At 58.7% G+C, this 933-nt stretch carries 1 protein-coding gene; it reads left to right on the forward strand.

Annotation, left to right across the window (positions count from 1 at the left end; translation table 11 throughout):
• Nucleotides 1-65: 65 nt before the first annotated feature.
• Nucleotides 66-930, forward strand: a protein-coding gene (locus UUA_RS18980) for an IS5 family transposase (protein ID WP_235605953.1) whose coding sequence is annotated in 2 segments (ribosomal slippage) — nucleotides 66-478 and nucleotides 477-930 — 867 coding nt in all. Because the reading frame shifts where the segments join, the coding sequence is not laid out codon by codon here.
• Nucleotides 931-933: the final 3 nt, after the last annotated feature.

The following is a 933-nucleotide window of genomic DNA, read 5'->3' on the forward strand; positions in this document are numbered from 1 at the left end:
GAACTTATCCGTAATTAGCATATACTGCCATTCCGAGCCGCACGAGAGCGGCGTTGGGAGGGCCGATGGCGAAGAAGCGAGCGGAGTCATGGGTGGTCACGGATGCGTTCTGGGAGCGAGTCGAGCCCCTGCTACCGAAGCGCAAGCCGGATAGCTCGAAGGTTTACCAACGCAAACCAGGGGCTGGACGCCCGCCAAAGCCAGCTCGACAGGTCTTCGAGGCCATCGTGTACGTGCTGCGCACAGGCTGCCAGTGGAAGGCCTTGCCCCAGGAGCGTTTTGGCAGTGCCAGCGCCATCCACAAGCGCTTTCTGGAATGGGAAGAAGCCGGCTTTTTCGAAACATTGTGGAAAGCAGGTCTTGCCGAGTACGACGACCTGGAAGGGATCGCGTGGCGATGGCAAAGCATTGACGGGGCGATGATGAAAGCGCCTCTGGCCCAAGCGACGGTCGGACCCAATCCGACCGATCGGGGAAAAAAATGGAAGCAAGCGTCATCTGCTGGTGGACGGTCGTGGTGTCCCGTTATCGATCGTCGTGACCGGCGCGAATCGGCATGATGTCTCGCAATTGGAGGCCGTATTGAAGGCGATCGTGGTCAAGCGTCCGCCACCTCTCCAGCGTCGAAGCAAGCATTTGTGCGCCGACGCAGGCTATACCGGGGCGCCTGCGTTGGTGATCATCGAGCAACACGGCTACATCCCCCATGTCAAAGGACGCGGACAAGAAGCGGCTGAGCTGCAATGTGACCCGAACAAAAGGGCCAGGCGCTGGGTCGTAGAGGTCGCGCATAGCTGGTTCAATCGTTTCCGCAAGCTGCTGGTACGGTACGAGAAGCTGGAGCGCAGCTTCTTGGCGTTGAACCATCTTGCTGCCGCCATCATCGCATTCCGGAAGGTGCCGCTTACCGTGAATATTATTTACGGATAAGTT

This window comes from Rhodanobacter thiooxydans LCS2 (assembly GCF_000264375.1).
Taxonomy (GTDB): Bacteria; Pseudomonadota; Gammaproteobacteria; order Xanthomonadales; family Rhodanobacteraceae; genus Rhodanobacter; species Rhodanobacter thiooxydans.